Raw genomic sequence first — 21,317 nt, forward strand, 5'->3', positions numbered from 1 at the left:
ACTCATCACTCCTCACTTTTAGCTTGCAAGTGCTTCCTGAATAGCATTGTTGTAAATAACGCGACCAGGTGTTGTGTATATATACTGTGAAAGTACATTGCCCTTAGCGTCTAGTCTGACTCGGCGGAACTTATAAAGTAATGTACGAGTCCCATCCTCGTTTTCCGTCACTTTCACAGGTTCTGTATCCGGTTGGTCTGATTCTATTTCACCATCAAACCGCACATAGATATAGGCGTGCAAGTCAATTTGATCTTGCTGGAAAGCCATAATTACATCCTCTAGAGAAGAAAAGTAATTTCCTGCCCCTTTTGTTGCACCGGGATTTTCTGCTGTTAAGTAATAGGCTCCCAACACCATATCTTGGCTAGGCGTGATGATGGGTTTACCGGTGGCTGGTGACAAAATATTGTTAGAAGCCAACATCAGCAACCGCGCTTCCGCCTGACTTTCTAATGACAACGGGACGTGTACCGCCATTTGGTCGCCGTCAAAGTCGGCGTTAAATGCTGGACACACCAGAGGATGCAGTTGAATTGCTCTACCTTCTACCAAAATTGGTTCAAAAGACTGAATACCCAAACGGTGCAACGTTGGTGCCCGATTTAGCATTACTGGATGTCCTTCAATCACTTCTTCCAGCACATCCCAAACACTGGGGTCATTACGCGATATCAGCTTTTTCGCAGCTTTGATATTATTTACCATGCCGCTACGAATCAGGCGGTTAATCACAAATGGTTGAAATAGCTCAATCGCCATTTCTCTAGGCAAACCGCACTGGTGAATTTTCAGCTTTGGCCCGACCACAATTACAGAACGTCCAGAGTAGTCAACCCGTTTTCCTAACAAGTTTTGTCGGAAACGTCCTTGCTTACCCTCAATAATGTCGGACAAAGATTTTAGGGGTCGGTTATTTGCCCCTACCACAGTGCGTCCTCGACGACCATTGTCAATCAAAGCATCCACTGCTTCTTGCAGCATCCGCTTTTCGTTCCGCACAATAATCTCTGGTGCTAAAATTTCCTGCAAGCGTGCCAAACGATTGTTGCGGTTAATTACCCGCCGATACAAATCATTCAAATCACTGGTGGCAAACCGTCCGCCATCTAGTTGCACCATTGGGCGCAAGTCGGGGGGAATCACGGGAATGACCGCCATTACCATCCACTCTGGTTTGGAACCAGTGGCGATAAAGTTGTCAATTACCCGCAGGCGCTTAATTAGCTTGGCTCTCTTTTGTCCCTTGGCGTTGCCAATTTCTTCGCGTAGGCTTTCCGCTTCTTGTTCTAAATTAATATCGGCAAGCAAACGCAACAGCGCTTCAGCACCAATACCTACCTCTACGCCTTGCAGCACAGAGTCTTCGCTATAAATTTGGTCTTCTATTTCCAACCACTGATCTTCACTCAGTAGTTGTTTGTAAGTTAAAGTTTCGGCATTACCTGGACTCAGGACAACATAAGAGTTGAAATAGACAATCTGCTCGACATCCCGCAAGGGCATATCCAACAGAATCGAAATATAGCTAGGAATACCTTTGAGATACCAGACGTGAGCTACTGGTGCGGCGAGTTTAATATAGCCCATGCGGTGACGACGCACCCGTGACTCGGTGACTTCTACCCCACAGCGCTCACAAACAATACCTCTGTGACGAACTCTTTTATACTTACCACAATGGCATTCCCAATCTTTCGCGGGCCCAAAAATGCGCTCACAAAACAAGCCATCCATCTCTGGCTTGAGAGTTCGGTAATTAATCGTTTCGGGCTTGGTAACTTCACCGACTACTTGACCATTGGGCAATGTTCTCTCACCCCATTGCCGAATCCGTTCCGGGGAAGCCAAGCCGATTTTTACGTAGTCAAACTGATTAGTTTGGGCAGGTCTCATCTTTGTAATTCGTAATTCGTAATTCGTAATTAACAATTTCTAATTCGTAATTAATAATTTTTAATTCGTAATTCGCAATTAATTCTTCAATTACGAATTACGAATTATCAATTACGAATTATTCGTCTTCTTCCAGCGATTCGCGGGAAAGAGATTCATAAGTTGGTCGAGGTGGGGTGCGACGGGCTGATTGGTCTGCCATCAAATCGACTTCTACATCTAGGGAACTGCCGTCTGTTTGGGTTTCTACTTTGTGTACGGCAATGTCTAACCCCAATGATTGCAACTCGCGCATTAGTACCTTAAAGGATTCTGGAGTTCCAGGTCGAGGAATTGCCTTACCTTTAACGATCGCATTTAACGCTTCATTCCGTCCTTGCATATCGTCAGATTTAACTGTGAGCAATTCCTGTAAGGTGTAAGCTGCACCAAAGGCTTCCAATGCCCACACTTCCATTTCCCCAAACCGTTGACCACCTTGTTGTGCTTTACCACCCAAGGGTTGCTGAGTCACCAGTGAGTATGGCCCAGTTGACCGGGCGTGGATCTTATCATCCACTAAATGCACCAGTTTCAGCATATAAGCCACACCGATGGTAATTGCTCGGTCAAAGGGTTCGCCTGTACGACCGTCATACACCATTATTTTGCCGGGATTATCTGGGTTATATACCCAGTCTTTCCCTGTTTCGTCTCGTGCTTCTTGCAATTTGCCATGTACGATTCGCCGGGATGACTCTTCCCCATACATTTCATCAAAAGGAGTAATCTTAAATCGCACTCCCAAAGTTTGACCAGCCCAACCCAAGAGGCATTCAAATACTTGTCCGACGTTCATCCGACTGGGTACGCCCAAGGGGTTGAGTACAATGTCCACTGGTGAACCATCGGGCAAATAAGGCATATCTTCGGCTGGTAATATCCGAGAAATAATCCCTTTATTACCGTGGCGTCCTGCCATTTTGTCGCCAACTTGGATTTTGCGTTTTTGGGCAACATACACCCGGACTACCATATTGGCTCCGGGTGGCAGTTCATCGCCTTGTTCACGAGTAAACAAGCGCACGTCAACGACGCGGCCTTTCTCACCATTGGGAACTCGCAGAGAATTGTCTCGCACATCCCGCGCTTTTTCACCGAATATCGCCCGCAACAATTTTTCTTCTGGCGGTTGGTCAGATTCACCTTTGGGCGTAACTTTTCCTACCAAGATATCACCAGCTTCTACCCATGCCCCAATGCGAATGATTCCCTGTTCATCCAACTGACGCAAGGCATCTTCCCCAACGTTGGGAATTTCTCTAGTGATTTCTTCTGGTCCCAGTTTCGTTTGTCTAGCTTCAATTTCATATTTTTCAATGTGAATTGAGGTGTAGACATCATCCTGGACGAGTCTTTCAGAGATTAAAATCGCGTCTTCGTAGTTGTAGCCTTCCCAAGGCATGTAAGCAACGACGATATTTTGTCCCAGTGCCAATTCACCGCCTTCGGTGGAGGAACCATCAGCCAATACCTGACCTGCAACAACTCGTTCACCAATGCGGACCAGAGGTTTCTGATTTAAACAGGTGTCTTGGTTTGAGCGTTGGTACTTGGAAAGGGTGTACTTAATTTCGGGGGTATTAGGTTTAGGACGAACGCGAATTTCTGTAGCATCCACATAAGTGACATCGCCATCAGTACGCGATACAATCACCATCCCGGAGTCTCTTGCTCCTTGAGCTTCCAAACCAGTACCCACCAGAGGACGTTCTGGTTTGAGCAGTGGTACTGCTTGCCGTTGCATGTTCGATCCCATCAGCGCTCGGTTAGCGTCATCATGCTCCAAGAAGGGAATCATGCTGGTTGCTACCGACACAATCTGTACGGGAGATACTGCTACGTAGTCAACCTGTTCTGGTGTTGTGGTGGAAAATTCCTGGCGATAGCGGACTGGCACTTGCGGCCCAATAATGTGTCCGGTTTCATCTACAGGAATATCTCCCGGAGCAACCCGCAGGTCGTCTTCTTCATCGGCTGTCATATAGGCTGGAGGCAGATCAAATCTGACTCGCCCATTTTCCACAGGTCTAAATGGTGTTTCTAAGAACCCATACAGGTTAACCCGCGCATGGGTTGCCAAGGAGCCAATCAATCCGGCGTTGGGGCCTTCTGGCGTCTCAATGGGGCAAATGCGTCCATAGTGGCTAGGATGAATATCTCGCACGGCAAATCCAGCGCGTTCGCGGGTTAAACCACCAGGACCAAGGGCGCTTAGACGGCGTTTATGGGTCAGTTCTGCTAGGGGATTGGTTTGATCCATGAACTGACTTAATTGGCTCGAACCAAAGAATTCTTTAATTGCTGCTACCAATGGTTTGGGGTTTACCAAGGACGCGGGGGTTAGCACTTCCGCATCGGATACGGTCATCCGTTCCCGAATTATTCTCTCTAAACGGTTTAAGCCTACCCGTACTTGGTTTTGCAGCAATTCCCCGACGCTTCTCACCCGACGGTTGCCTAAGTGGTCAATGTCATCGATATTACCGATGTCATATTCTAGGTTGATCAGATAATCTACCGCGGCCAAGATATCACCCGCAGTCAACACGCGCATTGTATCTGGGACAGAAAGGCGCAATTTCTTGTTGAGTTTGTACCGGCCAACGCGACCAAGGTCATAACGTTTCGGGTCAAAGAAACGCGAGTCTAGGAGTTGTTGTCCACCTAATACTGTCGGTGGTTCACCAGGACGCAGTTTGCGATATAACTCCATGAGAGCTTCTTCTTCGGAGAATTGCCCTTCTTTTTCGATGGTCTTTTGGAAATACTCTGGATGGCGTAAGGCGTCAAATATTTCGTTGTCTGATAACCCTAAAGCCTTTAGGAGTACCTGCGCTGAAAGTTTTCGGGTTTTGTCGATGCGTACCCAGACCAAATCGTTACGGTCTGTTTCAAATTTCAGCCATGCCCCCCGGTTGGGAATTAAGCTAGCTGAATAAGTACGTCGCCCGTTTTTGTCTATTTCTGATTTGTAATAAACCCCTGGCGATCGCACTATTTGATTGACAATTACCCGCTCGGCTCCGTTAATAATAAACGTGCCGCGATCGGTCATCAAAGGCAAATCCCCAATGAATACCTCTTGCTCTTTGATTTCCCCGGTTTCTTTATTAATCAGACGTGTGGGAACATACATTTGGACGGCATAAGTACTATCCCGCCGTTTGGCTTCTTCGACGCTGTACTTTGGCTCCTTGAGTTTGTAATTATGACCCAAAAAGTGTAGTTCTAATTTGCCCGTATAATCTGTAATAGGACTAAAGGAGTTAAGTTCTTCTATCAGCCCTTCTTCCAAAAACCAGCGAAAGCTTGAGCGCTGGATTTCAATCAAGTCGGGCAACAGAAAGGCGGGTTCCATGTATGTTTCTTTGGTCATGCCTCTACCTTTGTCAACCTGGTTAAATTTTTACTTAGACACTGCTGTTTAACGCTTCCCACTCCTAGCCAGTGTCCATAGCTGTTTGGGAGCTTCTTCTTACACACCTGTAAATAGCAGGTGTGGGCAAAGGCAGCGATGAAAGCTGGAATGAGCAATTTGCACAAGGGGGTAATAGCCCCAAATCGGGGACTCAGACGCCAAAAACCCACTATAGTCTTGATTTAAGAAGAATATACAGTTGAGATATTCCTGAGTTTTATCTACTTTCTTCATTTCCCCTCCAAAAAGCGCGTTAATTTGCTGACGCAGCTCTAGACGGTGTGTCTTAAATCCACCCGGCTATTTATACTCTCAGTGATATCCTAGATATCCTAAGACTGAGGGAATGATCCGCACCTTGTCGGCTTGGAATCAGAATCACTTCATTTTGCTGGATTGTACTCACAAGGCAATTTTGTTTAACGATTTTCAATAGGTTCGATACACGCCAAACCGATGTTGTGCAATCTGGCTCAACTTCGGTTGGTTGGGACAGTTAGTCATGTGTGGAGAACATCCGCTTGTAGAGATTTGGAGGATGGCCAAGCCGATAACAGCACGGAAAATTAGGCTCAGAAATTTTAGGTTCCTTCCTTTATCATTATGGCGCAAGCAAAATGTTTTTGAGGGAATAATATTACCATATTTTCCCTTCCTAGAGTTTTATTTTTTTTAGCACAACGGAATAAAAGAGAATTATTGCCTACTTTATATTGACAGACCAAATAATTCACAAGCATTCTGGGTGGTTTGATGGGCGATCGCCTCTACCGTTTCCTGACGCAGTTTAGCTACTTGCTCGGCTACATATTGTACGTAGGCAGGCTCGTTGCGCCTCTCGCCTCGTTTCGGAACTGGGGCGAGAAATGGGCAGTCTGTTTCAATCAGTAGGCGATCGCTACTCACCATCGCAGCTGAGGATTGGATCGCTTTGGCGTTTTTGAACGTTACCGTCCCGCTAAAGCTGATGTAGAAGCCTAAATCGAGAAACCATTGAGTTTCTTCTGGCGTTCCTCCCCAGCAATGCATGACGCCCCGCACTCTTTCTCGTTTAAGTGAGTGCCATTTTTGCAACACTTCTCTGGTTGCCACAGCAGCATCGCGGCAGTGGATAATCACTGGTAAGTTTAGTTCAGACGCGATCGCTAACTGCGACTCAAACACCATCAGCTGATGCTCATAGTTATCAGCTTTATAAAAATCCAGCCCCATTTCTCCAATTGCTACCACACCAGAGTCAGAACTCGCTAAAGTTTTGATTTTATCGGCTGTCTCGTGATTCCATTTTTCAGCATCTAAAGGATGTAATCCTACGGCAAAGCTGATTTCGGGAAACTCGTGCGCTATCGATTGAATCCGGGAAAACTCCTCTGGGTGAACACAGGAATGGACTAAACGTACTACTCCTGCTTCTTGCCACCGCGAGCGTACTGTTGCTAAATCCGGCTGGAAACTATCAAAGTTGAGATGAACGTGCGTGTCTATCAGTTGCATTCTTTGCCCTTTCTCATTGGTCATAAATTATTAGCCCCGATTGCGACTAAGCACAAATGACCCTCCGGCTGAATCTTTACTCCTGCGATCGCTAAACTGCTCAAGAGGGAAACCACACCCACTAGTCATTTTAATTCCCTCATCTGACAGCCCTGCGGTGGAAGGCTTGATAGGAATATACTAAGTGTTGTGGAAACCCTCAAGGCTGCACTGCCTTGCCATTACCCCTCGCCTTTGCCAATACTTACAATATATTTGTAAGCTTTGCAACCTAGCACATCCCTTAGTCAGAAGAGGTCACTGACTCATCAATGACTATTGAGCAACTGCTTCAGTTAAGGGTTTTAGTTTCTGAGCCAACCTCGACTTTTTCCTTGCCCCATTATTGGTGTGAAGGACACCCCGTTTGGTCGCTTTATCTATTTTGGCGTAAGCCTCGGATAAGCGAGCCTCTGCTTCTTGTTTTAATTCTGGGGTAGGATTAGCTGTATAGACAGCTACAGCATTAATGTATTTCTTCATCAGCGTCTTGACTGCTGATTTGTAAGCTTTGTTACGCAGTCGGTTACGTTCTGCGATTTCGGCACGCTTGAGAGCAGACTTTGTATTCGCCACAGTCAATTCCAAAAATACTATTGATATGTACACACACTACTAGACTTACTAATATAGCATCCAAATTGCCAATGTTATAAATTACTAAAAAAAATCTATCATAAGGGATTCGGTACTGGAGATTGGGGAAGACCTTAGTCCCCAGTCCTTAATTTGGTGTGTCGTCAATTGAGGAAATGCGTTAAAATGAAGTACATTAAATAAAATAGTCACCCTAACTCATCACCTGGTTAAGCAATGTGATTGCCAAGATAATCAATCTGTCCCTAAAACAGGTGTATTGTCAAAGGCAAAAAACTATAAATAGCTAAATTTCAGGGGTTTTAAAAGTATAGATCGATACTATGTCATCGTCACTGTACAGATGTTAAGTACTTAAAAGTTAGGAAAAGAAAAATTATACTCAGACCCTACCCCCAATAAATCTGGGGGATTGGATGTGTAAATACACCACCTGCACCCCGGAAGGAGTGAGGGTAAGGGCGTAAGAGTAGCGGGGAATGGCGCACGCCTGCTTTTTGCGGCTAGCCTGCCAAGGCTGGTTGCACTGAGCAATAAAGTGGCCTTATCAAGCAAACTAGATGCTGGCAGACTTGATAGTATCAAAAAAATCCAGGTTAAGCTAGAGAAGAGAATTAGAGTCAGCTTGCACACCCCAGTGGGTCAAGAGCAATACTAAATCTCAGGTGTGAATATTATAATTTTGGCATTGTCCTTACTCCATGCTGCGAATCATTACTCAGCAGGCAGATGTTAGAGCAGAACTACAACGGATCTGCGATCGCACCCATGACGAACAGGTGCTTCACAAAGAAGCAACGGTGCGGGAAGTTTTGCAAGCAGTGAAGCGCCAAGGCGACAAAGCTGTATTGCATTACACAGCCGAATTTGACAAACAAACCCTCAAAGCTGAAGAACTCCGAGTCACAGGCTCGGAACTAGATGCAGCCTATCAGCAGGTGTCAAAAGAGTTGTTAGGCGCAGTTCGGCTAGCTTGCCGCCAAATTGAAGCGTTTCATCGTCAGCGAGTCCCCAAAAGCTGGGTACACTTTGGCGACGATGAAGTAGTGCTGGGCAAACGCTACACCCCCGTAGATCGGGCGGGGTTGTATGTGCCTGGTGGCCGTGCCGCCTATCCCAGTACAGTGCTGATGAATGCAATTCCGGCTCATGTTGCTGCTGTACCTCATGTGGTGATGGTGACACCACCAGGCCCAGGGGGTGCAATTAACCCAGCAGTCTTGGTAGCTGCCCAAGAAGCAGGAGTGCAAGAAATTTATCGGATTGGGGGCGCACAAGCAATCGCCGCTTTAGCTTATGGCACAGAAACAATTCCGAAAGTAAATGTGATTACTGGCCCTGGTAACATTTATGTCACCTTAGCGAAAAAACTTGTCTATGGCACCGTTGGCATTGATTCTTTGGCAGGCCCAAGCGAAGTGCTGGTGATTGCCGATGAAACCGCAAATCCGGTGCATGTAGCTGCTGACTTGCTAGCCCAAGCCGAACACGATCCAATGGCGGCAGCAATTTTGCTAACAACGGATGCGGCTTTGGCAAAAAACGTGCAATTAGCCTTGGAAAGACAGCTAGTGGATCACCCACGGCGAATAGACACAGAAAAAGCGATCGCTCACTACGGCTTGATTGTCGTTGTGGAATCGCTCGAAGCAGCAGCAGAACTCTCAAATGAATTTGCCCCCGAACACCTAGAATTAGAAATTAAAGACCCTTGGGCGCTCTTACCACAGATTCGCCACGCTGGGGCAATCTTTTTGGGTTACTCAACACCAGAAGCTGTAGGAGACTATTTGGCAGGGCCTAACCATACCTTGCCAACTTCTGGTGCTGCTCGTTATGCTTCGGCATTAGGGGTGGAAACTTTCCTCAAACACTCTAGTATTATTCAATACTCCCAAACTGCGCTGCAAAATGTGGCTGGTGCTATTGATGTGCTAGCAACAGCAGAAGGTTTACCTTCTCATGCTGATTCAGTACGCCGCCGAATTCAGCAAGAAGAGTGATTTAGAATGGTTAATTTTTTGTTATAAGGGACTTCTAGTTAAAAAAATCCCATTGCAGGTTAGCACAGATGTGATACGTGTCAACTTAACGTAAAACTCTTGTCCCGCAAGGAACTTCAGTTCCTTGCTAATAGCAAAAGTCATCTGAAAGATGACTAAGTATAGTTAAAAATCTTTAGTCTACTTCAGTAGACTTTAGCTATTAGTCTTGAACTTTAGTTCAAGGCGGGTAAGGAAGCCAACAGTGAACAATTGACTGATTTAACTACGGTAAGCTACGCTAACGCACGCCATTTGCTATCCCGATCTTGGACTGACCTTTAAACGTCCACAAGTCGGGCATTGCCGACGGTAGTTTCTGGGAGACGAAAACCGTCTCGTAGAAACTCGTGAAAAGCTTCTCCAGAACAGTTACTACAATGCACCACCATGAAACTGACACATAGTACAGCCTCAAACATATAAACTAATTGGCAAATAAAAAATTAGTTTAGTGTTGTTGCCGATGAATTTTGCTAGATACTTATGTAAGGGGTCTACTCATTAGGAGACGAGAGCGGTGCTAAATAGTATTTTGGTAGCTCTGGACGGTTCGGAAATTTCAGACCGAGTAATTCAGACTTTAGATAATTTGGCGTTGTCAAAAGATGCCAAGGTTATTCTCTGTCATGTATTTCTTACGCCAGAGTCAGAGATGGAACTACCCGCCGATCGTCCTCAGTCAGAGTCACCAACATTTTCTTATTTTCATGTTGAAAAACAGCTGCAATCCTATCAGGAAAACTTATCAGTCCCAAGCGAGTTAGAACTGGTAACTGGCGATCCTGCTGAAGAGATTATTCGTCTTGCCAATATTTATAAAACTGACTTGATTATAATTGGTAGCCGGGGATTGATGGGGATGAAGCGAATTGTCCAGGGTTCCGTTAGCAGTCAAGTTGTGGAAGAGGCTAATTGTTCGGTATTAGTTGTCAAACCAAGGTAAAAATTTGTAAGGGGAAGCAATGACTATAACCACCCCCCTTCTTAGTGGCTAGGGTGTAGACACAAATAGAAAAATCCTCTATCCACATTTTTGTCATAGTGAAACTGTCACACTCACCGACGTCACGCCCAGAACTGAAGTTCAGGGCTAATAGCTAAAGTCCACTCAAGTGGACTAAATAATTCATTCAGTCCACTTGAGTGGATAGCTATAAGACTGGGAATTCATTCTGAGGCGGGATAGAAACGCAGTTCGAGATTTATTAATTTGACAATTAAAAATAATTTCTTCCACAATCTTCTTCGCTATGTAGTGTAAAAACTAACTTGGTCTTTAATTTCACACTCTAATAGGACTTACGCAAAATGACCAAAAAACGAACCGCAGAGGACGCAGAGAACACAGAGGAATAAGAGTTTGAGAGAGTTTTTGCGTAAGTCCTGTCTAATATACAATTACATTGTGAGAAAAATCAAAAAAATAGCAGGGTTTTATCCCTGCATAAAGTAGCGCTTATATGCTTCTTCCTAAAGAAGTCAAGCAACTACTTGTTTAAGAAATGTATATTACACCTATTGATTAAAGACATTATATAGTGTGGATTTATACAAATTTAATTAAAAATAAGTTTGAATTTATCAAAAAATCGTAGGTGCCAATATATATCAATATAAGTATGGCGATCTAAAAGCTTGATTTAGTCGAAAAATGTATAAATTAAGCTTATTAAGTATTAATCCTGTTAAATCAAACAAAATATCCAAACTTAAACATATAATCCTGTTAAATCAAACAAATTTTTTATACGAGTTGTGCTTAAATAGATTTATAAAACTTCAAACTGTGATTGTGATTTTCGGAATAAGTATTTTTAGATAAAAATTTTGCTAATTGTATTTTTTTATACGATACAAAGCTTAAAATCTATAATTTATTTTAATAGATAAACTCCTAATTTTGCTTAATTATTGATTAGTTGTAAGAAGTTTTATTCTATAGAACACAAGTTGTTTGAAAGTAAATAAAGAAAAGATAAAATTCAAGATAAAATTATAAAGATTTGATGTTCGTACTAAAATGGGTTAATTGCTATATAAGCAGCTATATATAAGCTTAATATTTGCATACTTAATAGATAGAGTTAAAGCACTTATCAGTAATATAGGACTTACGCATCAGGTACGAAATGTAAGGGCAATTCATGAATTGCCCCTACGGAAAATCAAGGATTTTACTGCCTTTTTGCGTAAGTCCTAAAATAAAAGCAAAAGCGATCGCTTTCACCCTAGAGGGCGAAAACGCCAAATTATGGGAGTTTTGCTAAAAAGCTCATTTAAAGAAAAGACGAGAATATCCGGCAGAATCAGTTACAACGATCGCAAATCGCTGCACAACTCCAAGCGCTAAAAATTCAAATGGCTACTGAGTCTAATGCAATGCGACAGGCGATCGCATCTATGAACCAATACTCAGTAGATGGGAAATAGGGGGCGATCGCTATTTTCTAAATTAAGGAAATAGGACAAGCTTTCAAAGCTGCTGTTGCTAGACTAGAACGGGTTAAAGCAGGGCTGAATGGCAGTGATGCTAATGTGGCGATCGCCTCTTGCAAAAGTTCGGCTCTATTGATGATGTCGTCTTGTTTTGTGGGCATTACTGGTAGAAAGAATTTGTTCTCGAAATATTTCAGGGTATAAGTTCATTACAAATACCTTTATTGATCCACTTAAAAGCGCCAATTTCTTTATCACACCAGAACATAATCTTGTTTATTTTAGTCCCTATTTTTCCTTAACCGAGCAGTATTGCATAACGCTTAATTAGCTCAACAGAACAACCCCACGGATAAATCTGTGGGGTTGCGACTATTACCGCAGGGCGGAATTAAAATAATGCTTTTCAGCACCGCACCGTGTGCAACTTTCTTTCAAACCTAACCCCCCAGTCTGTTCCCTGCAAGGCAAGGGGAGCAAGAATCAAAGCCTTTTTCCGTTTCGGGGCTACGGTGTACACACAAGTCGAATTACCCCCCTTTATAAGGCTACGGTATACACATAAGTCTTACCGCAGCCATATCTTTATTAATAATCTCGCACTGCATTTCTATTCTGCCTCGGAACGAATTCTGAGTCTCATAGCTGAAGAACTTTAGTTCTGGGCGGGATGTGGGTGAATGTGATAGTTTAACTCTGACAAAAATGTGTGTAAAAGAGTTGAAATTTATGTGGACAGTACTTGTGTGTACAGCGTACCCTTTCGGCTAGAGGGGGATGAGACGAAGTACACTAAAAATTTATTTTTATAACTGAAAAATTTATTTTATTTATGTGTTAAGTAGCTTTCAGGATGTTATCTGTATAATCTATCATTCAGTCGGAATTATCGAATGTATAATCTATCATTCAGTCTTATTGATTATTGACCTCTATTACTTATTTATAGGTTGAAATTTGGGGATTAGGATATCTCTTTTTAAGACATAACATACCACTCACTTAGTAATTATTTATTAACGCAATTTGAGAAGTTATGTAGGCATACTCTATCCTAGACATTACTTAAACTTGTGCTTCAAAAATCATGAGCCATTATATGAATAGTTAGCACGTTTACGGCACTATCCAATGTCTCAAGACTTATTAAACTCCTTTCAAGAAGCATACAGCAATTTGGAACTGTTTCCGTTGATGGAACGGAACGAAATGGAAAAATTTCGAGTCGAATATGGTGATGATTTGATTGCAGACCTGAACCAATTAGTGGAAGATAGTCCTAATGGAGATGGCAAAATTGTCTTTACAGGACATCGGGGATGTGGTAAGTCTACTTTGTTAGCTGAATTTAGCCGACAAATTCAAGATAAATATTTTGTAGTTCTCTTTTCTATTGCCGATAAAATTGAAATGTCGGCTGTTAATCATATTAATATACTGTTTGCGATCGCAGTTAATTTAATGACCGAGGCAGAAGCCCGCAAAGTTGATATTCCGCAATCCACTAAAGAAGCTCTTTATAAGTGGTTTGCTACCCGTACTCGCACTGAAGAATCAAATTTGCAAACAGAAGCTAGTATAGGTTTTGACCTCTTAAAACTGATTAGTTCTAAATTAAAAGCTGATGCAAGCGTTCGGGATGAAATTAAGCAAGAGTTTGAACGCAAGTTATCAGATTTAGTTGCCAGAATTAACGAAATAGCTGCTTTAATTCAAGCTGCGACTAAACAAAATGTTTTAGTAATTATTGATGATTTAGATAAACTTGACTTAGGCAGAGTTAATGAGATTTATCGAGATAACATTAAAGCTCTTTGTCAACCTAACTTTCAAATTATCTACACTATCCCGATCGCAGTCCTTCGGGAAACATTTATCAGCACAATAATTGCTACTGAAACCAACGATCAAGTTGTGGCAATGCCTGTTTTAAAAATATTTGATAAAGGTAAAAATCGCTTCCCGAATGCCCAACCTCGCCCGGAAGCAACAAAGATTCTCGGTGAAGTTTTACAAAAGCGGATTCCCAGTGAATTAATCGCGGCTGAAACTGCTGAAAAAATTGTGATTTCCAGTGGTGGCGTATTGCGAGAGTTAATTCGGATTTCTAAGGAATGTTGCCGTATATGTTTGCGAATGATCCGGCGAAATCCCACAGCCGAAGTTATCATTGATGATAAAATTCTCCTTCAAGCAATCAATAAAATCCGCAATGATTTTTCTATACGTTTAGGAAAGGCTGACATAGATATTTTGCAGAGTGTTTATGAACAATTTATGCCCAATGACCCCAAACAAGCAGAGTTTTTAGATTTGTTACATGGGTTATATGTTCTAGAATATCGCACTGATGAAACTTGGTACGATGTTCATCCAATTATTATCGAAAGCTTGAGAAGGCAGGGAGCAATTAATGTTAAATGAGGAATTCTTAGATGATGAAGGAGAAAATCAAGATGCGTATGATGATTTAATTGTTTCTATTGAAGCTCAAAAGCGGGGATTAAATCTACTGATTGCAGTTTGCGATGATGCTAGCTTTCGCGATCAGATTATTGCCCAATATGAAGCTGAACTAGAACCCGCTTTCCGTGCATATCGAGTAACTTTAGCACGTCAGGAACCAAGCCTAAAAGCTGCTCTTAACCAACTGATACAACAAGAAGAATATCTCCGTCAGCAAAACCAGGTGGTGATTACTGTTACGGGTGCTGAACAACTTTATTTTCTCAGATTGGGAAAAGAGCAATCGGAACAGGAGAAATTTTTTGGTTACTTACAGTGGACAAGGGAAGGATTGCGCGAGTTTCCGTTTGCGATTGTACTTTGGGTAACTAACCAAATATTAGTTAACTTGATTAAAAAAGCTCCTGATTTTTGGAGTTGGCGTAATGGTGTATTTCGGTTTGAATCTAAAAAGACGAATGCTATTCCTGGTAAAGAACTAGAAAATATACGTTTTGTTTTTAGAGACACAGAATTAGCCAGCACAGATACTAATGAAGATAACTCCTTTTTCTTGCCCATCCAAGATTTGCAAGGGTTAATCGAAAAAGTAAAACAGGAAGGGGGAACTAAAAACCCCAGTTTGGCTACTTTATACTCAAGCTTAGGTGATATTTACCGCAGCAGATTAGAGCGGGGTGAGTCTCAGGATTATCAAGAAGAACAAGAATTAGCAATAAAGTATTGGTGTCAAGCGATTGAGCTACAAAATGAATCAGGTTCGCAGATAGATTTAGCTAATAGCCTCAACAATTTAGCAGGAATATATCGTGCAACAGGACACTACAGCGAAGCCGAACCATTATATCAGCAAGCTTTAGAACTGAGAAAACGCTTGCTAGGAGAAAATCATCCTTCTTTTGCTAGTAGCCTGAATAATTTGGCAGGACTCTACAAATCTACTGGAGAATATACTAAAGCGGAAATATTATATCAACAAGCTTTGGAACTGAGGAAACGCCTGTGGGGAGAAAACCATGCTGATGTCGCCATCAGTCTCAACAATTTGGCATTACTATATGATGAACAAAAACGTTATGAGGAAGCTGAACCTTTGTATCTGCAATCATTAGAAATCGAAAAACGTTTGGTTGGGGAAAATAATCTTTCTTTGGCTCTTATACTGAATAATTTAGCACTACTTTATTATCATCAAGGACGTTACACTGAAGCTGAACCGTTGTCGCAACAAGCAATAGAATTAGATAAGCGATTTTTAGGAGAAGAAAATCCCGATGTTGCAACAGATTTGCACAATTTAGGATTGATATACCGCGCTCAAGGACGCTACGATCAAGCTGAATCTTTGTTTTTGGAATCGTTGGAACTTAAGCAACGTCTATTGCAAAAAGGGCATCCGCTTTTAGCAGATACTATCTATGCTCTTAGTTATATGTACAGGGAGCAGGGGCGTTACAATGAAGCGGAACCATTATGTATAAAAGCCTTAGAACTTGATAAGCACCTATTAGGAGAAAATCATCCCAATGTTGCCGAAAGTCTTAATAATTTGGCAGAAATTTATCGTGAAACTGGACGTTACAGCGAAGCAGAACCGCTTTATTTGCAAGCTTTAGATATTTGTGAACGAGTCTGGGGTGTAAATCATCTTCGTAGTGTTAATGTTCGTGAAAATTTAGAAAAACTCGCCGCCGCAATGCAGAATAATGGAGAGTGCGATCGCATGACATAGAGCAAAAAGATAACGCCAAACCCTTTTAACTTCTTTCTTTGTGTCCTTTGCGGACTTTGCGGTTCGTTTTTATTTCTTGTACTTAAATATGGTTTAGCGCATCTTCATACAGAATTGGTATTACCAAGTTAAGTTAATAGTCTATGATCCTAGACAAGAGGAGATTCGGCAATGGATAAGATAAAACATTATCGACAACTAATAAAACAAATATTGACAGAACATGTACAAATTATAAATAAGACGGATACAGTCAATTGACAACTAATTATTGATAGCGAAAACGACCATTATCAATTAGCTTACGTTGGCTGGTAAGGAGATAAGCGGGTGTTTGGCCCGGTCATGCATTTTGATATTCAAAATGGGAAAATATGGATTCAGTATAACGGTACTCGCTCTAGCTAACCTATCAATGCTTCCACATAGATCCCCGACTTCTTAAACAAGTCGGGGATCTATGGGAAGGAGGCTTAATTGTCTTCAAATCTACTAACGAACCGCGACGAAACCAGCTTGCTCAATTGCTCTTTGCCCCTGGTCAGTTAATAAAAGTTTGGCGTAAGCATCTCCAATTTGCTGTTCTGAACCTTTATTCTGTTTAATAATCACAAAGAAGTTAGCGATCATCGGATAGCTGCCATCTTTAATAGCTTGAGTATTTAGCTGGTTGCGCTGACGTAGACATTGCTCAGATGACACCAGAGGTTTGCGGTAGGGGGGAATTAGCTGACCAGAAGTGCTACCCAATGGCAAAGCCTTGACACTACATTGAGGTAATACTGAACGGGCAGAAGCGTAATAGACACTACCAGGAGTTTTACTAAGTTGGCGCACTGCCTCTGTAGTAGAGTAAACATACTCCACATTAGAGCCAAATGCTTGTCCTTTCAAGTTGCTGTTGCTAGAAAATATTACTGTATCTGCGTCCTCTGGTCGTTCAGATAAAGGTGTAATGGCTAAGTTTGGCCCACCTACTTGATTCCAGTTAGTAATTTTCCCTAAATAAATCTGCTGTAATTGGTCAACAGTTAAACCAGGTACATTCAGTGATGGGTTGACTACCACTGCTATCCCATCCATACCCACCTGACGTTGCTCAAGGGTGAAGCCTCGCTTTTTTGCCATAGCTTGTTCTTCATCTGTAAGGGGACGGGAGGATTGAGCAAAGTCTATTTTCCCATCAAGCAACATCCGAATGCCGGAGCTAGAACCAGGGCTACCATTAACAGGGTTTACATAGTGTAATTGTAATTCGGGGCGATCGCTCTGGATCTGAGAATCTACCAATTGCCGGATCGATGCCCAAGCTGTACTGCCTCCATAGTTAAATGAGGCATTAGGGACATCAGCAACTGTCTGAAAAGTTGATCCAGTATTAGAGGGGGTATTGATATTTGGATTAGAGGAATTAACGCTGTTGCGAGAGAAGAAATTCGGCTTCAGCAACCACCAAAGCAGTGCGCCAATCACCATAAGTGTCAGCACTTTACCAATAATCAAACCTCTAAGAAAGAGGGCAATTTCACCGTTAATTAAAGCTTTTTTTGAATTTGTATTGTCCATATCTTTAAATGGTGTTTATTCTATTTATCCTACAGGAATCTATAAATATTTAGGTTAAAAGAACAAATCTGGAATAAGCCAGTTAATAGCCAGTTTTATGATTGCAAGTAAATGATTAAGTCTTTTTCATGTATTAAGGCTCAATTTAATTTTTGGTAGTCTTGTCAATCGTGGAATTGCTTTTATAGACTCCTCTGTTAGATAGTGATTTAGCTACTTGGCGATTGACTTTAATATTTAGTGAACCGTGGCTCAACCAATTTTTCTTTAAAATTATTTAATTGAATAGGTTGGTTTTGAGGCGATGTACCTGTATTAATAAATGTATAGATTAAAACTAGTACTATAAAACTAGTGATTGCACCAAGCCCTATTCCCAACAGCAAAAGCAAATTTTTATAACTTAGAAAATAGCTATCATCAGTGTCTTGCTTTATGCCAGTAGATTGTAACGACTCTGACAACGCCAGAACAGAATTAAGTGCTTGCAAAGCTTCTGCGGCAGATTGGTAACGCTGGCTATAGCGATCGCAAACCATTGTATCTAAAATATTTGCCAGAGCGTCGCTTACCTGTGCCTGATCGCGCCAGAGAAGTTCTCCACTATTGGGATCTTCTTGTAGTTGCTCAGGTATTAAACCTGTCAAAGCTTGAATGCCAATCATCCCTACTGCATAAATATCGCTGCAAAGTTTTGGCTTTCCCTTAGCCTGTTCGCTTGGCATATAGCCAGGAGTCCCAACTGAAATTGTTAAGCCTGCTCCTAAAGCACCAATTCTCTTAATACTCCCAAAATCAATCAGCACAATCTTCTGATCAAAGTGCCGCCGCATTAAATTTTGGGGCTTAATATCCCGGTGAATAATGTTATTTTCGTGGACGAAGGAAAGCACTTCCAGGATCTCTTTTAATAAATTTAAGACTGCATTCTCGCTAAGAGGCTCACCTGCTACAATTTCTTGAGTCAATGCATTACCATCAATAAATTCCTGAACTAAATAGAAATCCCCATCTTCATTAAAATGGGCAAATAGTCTTGGAATTTGGTCGTGGTTGTTGCCTAGCTGGTATAAAACTTCTGCTTCCCGATCAAATAGGCTTTTAGCAATGGGTAGAACAGCAGGATTAGTATCTTTTGGCTGGAAATGTTTGACGACACAATAGGGTCGTCCTGGTAAATCTAGGTCTACGGCTAAGTAGGTATCACCAGATCCCCCGCTTCCTAAGTGTTTGACAATCTCAAAGCGATTCCGAAGTGTTTTTTTGGCCAGAGAGTATTGATGTCTTTTCCGTGTACCACCTGATAATAAGTAAGTATTACCACCTCCGCTTCCCAGCAGTTTCACTGTCTCAAAGCGACTTCGGAGTTTTTTTCTAATTAGAGGGTTCTGGCTCATGTGGCGTATACTACTCTTGTTAATTTACTGACCATTCAGAGCTTCTTGGGTGAGGTTATGAATACCTGCCGCTAGATTTGTTGGTATTTGAGGCAGTCAGCTTCTCACGCGACCTATGCTTTTGAATAATTTTATCATTAGCTGCTTGATTGGTTCATTTCATCCCTTTATCGCATCTTGATATAAAAATATATTTCTGTAATATTTCAATAATCTTATCACTTAAGTAAATTTAACACTACCCCACAACTGTAGTTCTAACTGCCGACAGACAACAACATTCAGGAGTCAGCAGATTTATACATTTTGCGTGTAATTGCTGAAAAAACCTTGGGCAGTGGCATTTAAAGGTATAAGTATTTTTACAAGAGCTACCATAATTTTGTTACCATTTAGCCATTATTAAGCGCGATCGCTTCCTCATATCAAGCTTAGTTAGACAAAACTGAAAAAACAGGTAAGTTCTTGAGGTAAATACCGAGTGATGGTTTTTGAGGCAAACAAGTGTTAGTTATCAATCACTCACATATCAACTTACAGCATATTAGCTAGTTCTTCAATAGTTTCTACAAAACATCCAACTTTTCCAACCTTTCCCACCTTTGACTCGCAGATGTATCACTTGCAATAACTCAGTTGCTTTTAGCAAAACTCATAGTAGAAATTTACGCTGGTTTTGATATATTTTCTGTAACTCTTGGGAGGTGAAGGATAAAACTGTTTTATAAAAAATAAAAAAAAACGTTTTAGATAACTTTCCAGATATTTAAACTTCTAGAAACAGTCCTAATTTAGATTTTGCTACCAGCCGATAGATAAAATAATGTGATATCAGGGCAGATAACTGCAATGGCAGCATTTGGCATCTATCTATTAAATGAGTGAACAGTCAACAGTTATCAGGCGTTAACTTATGCAGTTATTGATGGGATAGATGCCAGAGGAGAAAAAAATAAGTCACCCACTTCTGAGAGTACAAAAGTTTTAGCCTCCTTTTCTTTGATTTACATAGGTTGTTTTTCTTGTGCTGACTTACTTAATAAATAAAAAAAAGAAAAGAAGCGTGAAAAGTTTTATCCTCTTGACAGTCCGTGATTTTCAGTCAAGGGTTGCTCACTGATTTAGATCAAAATTATTGCCAAACTTTTATCTTAGACCTTGCTTCTAATAAACATAGTTATAGTAAATAATTCATGATTATTTGTCAAATTCATAGAATAAATAATGTCTATGCATGAAATAAATTTGTTGCAATTGGATCTTAATCTTTTACTGGTGTTATATGCCTTGCTGCAAGAGTGTAACGTCACGAATGCTGGAGAAAAAATTGGTTTGAGTCAATCAGCTACCAGTCACGCACTTGGGCGATTACGCCAAGTGTTCAACGATCCATTACTTGTGCGGTCTAAGAAAGGCATGGTTCTTACACCACGTGCTCAAGAGCTACTCGAACCACTAGAGAAAATTTTGTTAAATATTGAGCAGTTAATTCAACCAACCGATTTTGAACCTAAAACAGCACAAGGCACAATCCAGCTAGCTGCATCAGATTACGCAACCGTTTTGATTCTTCCGAAGGTTTTGAAGCAAATTTCTCAACAGGCTCCCCAACTGAATTTGGAATGCCATCATTGGCGTTCTGATACATTAGATTTACTGAGAAATGGAGTTATCAATCTAGGCTTAGGAGTTCCTAATCTACCAAAAACTTCGGAGTTTAGGTTTCAAAAGTTATTTGTAGAAGATTATGTATGTGTGGTTCGGGCTGACCATCCCATTACTCAAACGGATCTTACAATTGAATCTTATGTTGCTTGGCCACATGCCTTCATTACGCCTATAAACGCAATACCGGGTTCGACTAAAACCCGCGTGGATACTGTGTTAGAAGGCTTAGGCGTGAAGCGTCGAGTGATGTTGAAGTTACCACATTTTCTCTCGGCTCCTCTGATTGTCGCTCAGACTAATCTCATTGTTACGTTGCCTAGTCGAATTGCAATGTTATTTGCTGAATATACAAACCTTGCTATTCTTAAGCCACCGATTGAACTTGGTAAGTACAGTTTTCTACAGATTTGGCATGAGCGTTGCGATCGCGATCCGCTAAACATTTGGCTACGTGAGCTAATAGCGTCCCAAACTCAGCACCTCTGAAACAAAGAGAAAAAGCGTCGTTCCAGGCACTTAAA

Annotated in this window: 14 protein-coding genes; 6 read left to right on the forward strand and 8 right to left on the reverse strand. The window is 41.6% G+C overall.

Annotated features, from left to right (window positions below):
• Window positions 1-18: 18 nt before the first annotated feature.
• From V7K73_RS12465 to rpsT, 4 genes are all read right to left on the reverse strand, one after another.
• Window positions 19-1,896, reverse strand: a complete 1,878-nt coding sequence (locus V7K73_RS12465) for a DNA-directed RNA polymerase subunit gamma (RefSeq protein WP_334779560.1) — start codon at window positions 1,894-1,896, stop codon at window positions 19-21.
• A 118-nt stretch (window positions 1,897-2,014) separates the two neighbouring features.
• Window positions 2,015-5,314 (reverse strand): DNA-directed RNA polymerase subunit beta, encoded by a 3,300-nt coding sequence (gene rpoB, locus V7K73_RS12470; RefSeq protein WP_334880328.1) that lies wholly within the window; start codon window positions 5,312-5,314, stop codon window positions 2,015-2,017.
• 750 nt (window positions 5,315-6,064) lie between these two features.
• A complete protein-coding gene (locus V7K73_RS12475; RefSeq protein ID WP_334880422.1) occupies window positions 6,065-6,850 on the reverse strand; it encodes a TatD family hydrolase in 786 nt (261 codons plus the stop codon).
• A 315-nt stretch (window positions 6,851-7,165) separates the two neighbouring features.
• Window positions 7,166-7,465 (reverse strand): 30S ribosomal protein S20, encoded by a 300-nt coding sequence (gene rpsT, locus V7K73_RS12480; protein ID WP_334880330.1) that lies wholly within the window; start codon window positions 7,463-7,465, stop codon window positions 7,166-7,168.
• A gap of 722 nt (window positions 7,466-8,187) precedes the next feature.
• Here rpsT and hisD point away from each other — a divergent pair.
• Window positions 8,188-9,489, forward strand: coding sequence for a histidinol dehydrogenase (gene hisD, locus V7K73_RS12485; protein ID WP_334880332.1), 1,302 nt, complete (start codon window positions 8,188-8,190; stop codon window positions 9,487-9,489).
• A gap of 320 nt (window positions 9,490-9,809) precedes the next feature.
• On the opposite strand, the gene V7K73_RS12490 is transcribed toward hisD, so the two are convergent.
• Window positions 9,810-9,950: a hypothetical protein gene (locus tag V7K73_RS12490; protein WP_334880334.1), complete on the reverse strand. Its 141-nt coding sequence runs from the start codon at window positions 9,948-9,950 to the stop codon at window positions 9,810-9,812.
• Window positions 9,951-10,048: 98 nt separating this feature from the next.
• On the opposite strand from V7K73_RS12490, the gene V7K73_RS12495 reads away from it, so the two are divergent.
• Window positions 10,049-10,474, forward strand: a complete 426-nt coding sequence (locus V7K73_RS12495; RefSeq protein WP_334880336.1) for a universal stress protein — start codon at window positions 10,049-10,051, stop codon at window positions 10,472-10,474.
• Window positions 10,475-11,978: 1,504 nt separating this feature from the next.
• On the opposite strand, the gene V7K73_RS12500 is transcribed toward V7K73_RS12495, so the two are convergent.
• Entirely contained in the window at window positions 11,979-12,128 is a 150-nt protein-coding gene (locus V7K73_RS12500) for a hypothetical protein (RefSeq protein WP_334880338.1), read from the reverse strand.
• Between the two features lie 970 nt (window positions 12,129-13,098).
• On the opposite strand from V7K73_RS12500, the gene V7K73_RS12505 reads away from it, so the two are divergent.
• The 3 genes from V7K73_RS12505 (at window position 13,099) to V7K73_RS12515 (ending at window position 16,573) form a co-directional block, all read left to right on the forward strand.
• On the forward strand, window positions 13,099-14,391 hold the full coding sequence (locus tag V7K73_RS12505) for an ATP-binding protein (RefSeq protein ID WP_334880340.1): 1,293 nt from the start codon (window positions 13,099-13,101) through the stop codon (window positions 14,389-14,391).
• A complete protein-coding gene (locus tag V7K73_RS12510) occupies window positions 14,381-16,165 on the forward strand; it encodes a tetratricopeptide repeat protein (RefSeq protein ID WP_334880342.1) in 1,785 nt (594 codons plus the stop codon). The genes V7K73_RS12505 and V7K73_RS12510 overlap by 11 nt, the downstream gene beginning before the upstream one ends.
• Before the next feature lie 330 nt (window positions 16,166-16,495).
• On the forward strand, window positions 16,496-16,573 hold the full coding sequence (locus V7K73_RS12515) for an element excision factor XisI family protein (RefSeq protein WP_334880424.1): 78 nt from the start codon (window positions 16,496-16,498) through the stop codon (window positions 16,571-16,573).
• An 84-nt stretch (window positions 16,574-16,657) separates the two neighbouring features.
• On the opposite strand, the gene V7K73_RS12520 is transcribed toward V7K73_RS12515, so the two are convergent.
• Together V7K73_RS12520 and V7K73_RS12525 are read right to left on the reverse strand one after the other, a co-directional pair.
• The gene (locus V7K73_RS12520; protein WP_334880344.1) at window positions 16,658-17,731 is read right to left on the reverse strand and encodes a PstS family phosphate ABC transporter substrate-binding protein; all 1,074 of its coding nucleotides are present in this window, start codon (window positions 17,729-17,731) and stop codon (window positions 16,658-16,660) included.
• 230 nt (window positions 17,732-17,961) lie between these two features.
• The gene (locus V7K73_RS12525) at window positions 17,962-19,128 is read right to left on the reverse strand and encodes a serine/threonine-protein kinase (RefSeq protein WP_334880346.1); all 1,167 of its coding nucleotides are present in this window, start codon (window positions 19,126-19,128) and stop codon (window positions 17,962-17,964) included.
• A 1,224-nt stretch (window positions 19,129-20,352) separates the two neighbouring features.
• Between V7K73_RS12525 and V7K73_RS12530 the strand changes: the two genes are divergently transcribed.
• Window positions 20,353-21,282, forward strand: a complete 930-nt coding sequence (locus V7K73_RS12530; protein WP_334880348.1) for a LysR family transcriptional regulator — start codon at window positions 20,353-20,355, stop codon at window positions 21,280-21,282.
• The last annotated feature ends 35 nt before the right edge of the window (window positions 21,283-21,317 follow it).

Source organism: Nostoc sp. (assembly GCF_036916975.1).
In the GTDB taxonomy this organism is placed as follows: Bacteria; Cyanobacteriota; Cyanobacteriia; order Cyanobacteriales; family Nostocaceae; genus Nostoc.

Bases quoted from the DNA above. Each gene is read 5' to 3' on its own strand.
- V7K73_RS12530 (WP_334880348.1), top strand. From the start codon at position 20,353: ATGTCTATGCATGAAATAAATTTGTTGCAATTGGATCTTAATCTTTTA.
- V7K73_RS12510 (WP_334880342.1), top strand. From the start codon at position 14,381: ATGTTAAATGAGGAATTCTTAGATGATGAAGGAGAAAATCAAGATGCG.
- V7K73_RS12465 (WP_334779560.1), bottom strand. From the start codon at position 1,896: ATGAGACCTGCCCAAACTAATCAGTTTGACTACGTAAAAATCGGCTTG.
- V7K73_RS12505 (WP_334880340.1), top strand. From the start codon at position 13,099: ATGTCTCAAGACTTATTAAACTCCTTTCAAGAAGCATACAGCAATTTG.
- rpoB (WP_334880328.1), bottom strand. From the start codon at position 5,314: ATGACCAAAGAAACATACATGGAACCCGCCTTTCTGTTGCCCGACTTG.
- V7K73_RS12520 (WP_334880344.1), bottom strand. From the start codon at position 17,731: ATGGACAATACAAATTCAAAAAAAGCTTTAATTAACGGTGAAATTGCC.
- V7K73_RS12490 (WP_334880334.1), bottom strand. From the start codon at position 9,950: ATGTTTGAGGCTGTACTATGTGTCAGTTTCATGGTGGTGCATTGTAGT.
- V7K73_RS12475 (WP_334880422.1), bottom strand. From the start codon at position 6,850: ATGCAACTGATAGACACGCACGTTCATCTCAACTTTGATAGTTTCCAG.
- V7K73_RS12500 (WP_334880338.1), bottom strand. From the start codon at position 12,128: ATGCCCACAAAACAAGACGACATCATCAATAGAGCCGAACTTTTGCAA.
- hisD (WP_334880332.1), top strand. From the start codon at position 8,188: ATGCTGCGAATCATTACTCAGCAGGCAGATGTTAGAGCAGAACTACAA.
- V7K73_RS12525 (WP_334880346.1), bottom strand. From the start codon at position 19,128: ATGAGCCAGAACCCTCTAATTAGAAAAAAACTCCGAAGTCGCTTTGAG.